The sequence below is a fragment of the Alicyclobacillus sp. SP_1 genome (assembly GCF_024706985.1).
Taxonomy (GTDB): domain Bacteria; phylum Bacillota; class Bacilli; order Alicyclobacillales; family Alicyclobacillaceae; genus Alicyclobacillus_I.
This window is the reverse complement of record NZ_JAMCCX010000079.1, coordinates 1-2,620: the sequence shown is the minus strand read 5'-3', so window position 1 is coordinate 2,620 and position 2,620 is coordinate 1. Positions and strand designations below refer to the sequence as shown.

At 48.8% G+C, this 2,620-nt stretch carries 3 protein-coding genes; all 3 read left to right on the top strand.

What is annotated here, in order from left to right:
* The first annotated feature begins 116 nt into the window (after positions 1 to 116).
* Positions 117 to 1,478 carry an IS701 family transposase gene (locus tag M4I36_RS14810; protein WP_258112534.1) on the top strand — a complete coding sequence of 454 codons (1,362 nt, stop codon included), beginning with the start codon at positions 117 to 119 and terminating at the stop codon, positions 1,476 to 1,478.
* Between the two features lie 89 nt (positions 1,479 to 1,567).
* Complete coding sequence (locus M4I36_RS14805) at positions 1,568 to 1,711, top strand: hypothetical protein (RefSeq protein WP_258112533.1); 144 nt, start codon at positions 1,568 to 1,570, stop codon at positions 1,709 to 1,711.
* A 3-nt stretch (positions 1,712 to 1,714) separates the two neighbouring features.
* A partial coding sequence (locus M4I36_RS14800; protein WP_258112532.1) for an IS1634 family transposase occupies positions 1,715 to 2,620 on the top strand: 906 nt, incomplete at its 3' end.

Here is a 2,620-nt window from a genome sequence, read left to right as displayed (position 1 = left end):
TAGCCCAAAAACTGGATGATGCTACCTATCTGTTCACAAGCTGTCTTGTTTCAGCACTTATCCTGGAAAGTGCGAAACTCAAAATATTCAGATCACGTTAATGCAACGCTCGTGATCTGGGATACAAAAAAATGTACGGACCACGCGTAAAATATTTAGCGTTCCATCAGGATCGCCCGCTTGCTGCAATGAGTTTCAATCGTGCAACTCTTAGGGTTGGGGTTCGAGATCGCTTTATCGGTTGGGACGAGTCTGCCAAACAGAAGTATATAGAACGAGTCGTATGTAACAATCGTTTTCTTATCCTTCCTTGGGTTGAGATTCCGAACCTTGCTTCACATCTGTTGTCCCAGAGTTTACGACGTTTAAAGGAAGATTGGTTCCGGCTGTATGGAATTCGTCTATTCTTGGTAGAAACCTTTGTGGATCGAGCCCGTTATACAGGAACGGCCTACAAAGCTGCAGGGTGGAAATGCCTAGGCGATACCCAAGGGTTCTCCAAGGAAGGGAAAACTTATCGGTACCATGGAAGTCGAAAAACAGTATTTGTTGACGTGCTGGATCCTCGTTTTCGAAAACAATTCGGTCTTATACCTGACCTCCGCCCCCTTCATGTCCACAAAGCGGTAACAGGGAGGAAACCGAGCATGATGTTGTCTATTCCTGATTATGATCCGAACCTTCTAGAAGCGTGCGGAATTCCGAGCCAGGACGTCACGTCAATCTCAAACATGCTGGAGGGCTACTTAGATAGCTACCGCGGTTGTTATAAGCGTATCGAACAAAAACACCTAGCGGACACGTTTATTAAAGGGATGCTCAGTGACCTGGATCGGAAATCGATTGAACCTGTGGCACTTCGGTACATCGGCCCTCAAGGCGTACGGCCGTTACAAATGTTTTTCAAGAATTCGACCTTTGACGATGAGAAGATGTTGGGCACCTATCAGGCACAACTGGCAGAGCTTATCGGGGATGAAAACGGAATGATCAACGTCGACGGGTCAGACTTTCCCAAGAAAGGCAACAACTCAGTTGGCGTAGCGCGCCAGCATTGCGGAATTCTTGGGAAAACCGACAACTGTCAGGCGGGTGTCTTTGTCGGCTATTCCAGTACAAAGGGATACGGATTAGTGGATAGACGACTCTATATGCCACAGCCGTGGTTCACAGAAGACTACGTGGAACTTCGAAAACAATGCGCAGTGCCTGAGGACCTATTGTTCAAGACAAAAAATCAATTGGCGACGGAAATGATACAAGCTGTGGCAGCTTCTGACCGCTTCCCGTTCCGATGGATCGGTTGTGACGCTGCCTTTGGATGGGATCGTTCGTTTCTTGAGTCCTTACCCGAGGACTGTTTCTATTTTGCGGACGTTCGTGCAAATGAACTTGTATTTTCTGATATGCCTACCATGGAGATTCCCGTCTCAAAATCTACGGGTGGAAGATATAACACATCTTCCGCGCTGTTTTAGCGACCACGAACGAATTTCGACAGGAACTAACCCCCTGCGTGGAGAATCCAACTTGAGAATGAACTTTAAGGCAGGGAGATTTCCAATGGATGAACGACGCCCGTTCGTTTGTGATGGGACCGACACCCATTTTTGCACGTTTGCTCGATTGGCTGCAGTGGAGACGAATGATTGACGAGCGCGTCGGTCGGGATGATTTCAAAGTCACTGTTGGCAGACGAGTAGAAGCATGACTCGTGAACATCCATGCTGGCCGCAAACCACTGTACAAAGTGCAGGAGTTTTACGAGGAACAAGATGTTGAATTGCTTTTTGGCGAGGGTATCACCGCAAGCGACTTCAACGATGATGCACTTGGACGCGCACTTGATGTGCTCCATGATGCAGACATTGAAACTTTATATACGGCTCTCGCCATGTCGACGATTCAATCTCTGAAAATGACAGCGCAGTTTGATGGGTTTTTGCCGATTCACTCGGACACGACCTCCCTGTCACTCTACGGGGAGTATCCAGACCAAGATGACATTGAGATTGTCCGTGGATACTCGAAGGATCACCGCCCGGATTTGAAACAAATGCTGTTTGGACTGTCCACGGTTCGGGGAGTTCCGCTGTGTGGCAACGTGAACAACGGAAATAAAGACGACCACACTTGGAACTTGGACACCCTCGCTAAACTGGCCGGACTGGTCAGTGAAGATGTCCACGGTAAGCCCATCTACATCGCGGATGCAGCGGCGGTGACAAAGGACAATCTGGCGCAGTTTCACGAGACAAAGACGCACTTCATCTCCCGTCTTCCAGCCACCTTCTCACTTTGTGAACAACTGAAGCGGACCGCATGGGAAAAGGAGCATGCCTGGTACGAGCTTGGACATATGAGTGAATCTGTTCACTCAGCGACCTACAAAATCCAGTCGTTTCGCCGAGAACTGTATGGCCAAACGTACCGATTCATTGCCGTGAGGTCCACCAACCTGGAAGCACGCAAAGAACACAAGTTAGAGGATGTGTTGGTTCGAGAAAAGAAGTCTCTGGAGAAAGCCATTCAGCAGGAAACGCGCTGTATGTACAGTTGTGAAGCGGATGCGCAGCAAGCTGCAGATGCTTTCGTGCATACAAAGCGCCGAAGCCTGCAC

Excerpts from the sequence above, each read along its gene's own strand:
- M4I36_RS14805 (WP_258112533.1), top strand. The coding sequence starts at position 1,568 with ATGAACGACGCCCGTTCGTTTGTGATGGGACCGACACCCATTTTTGCA.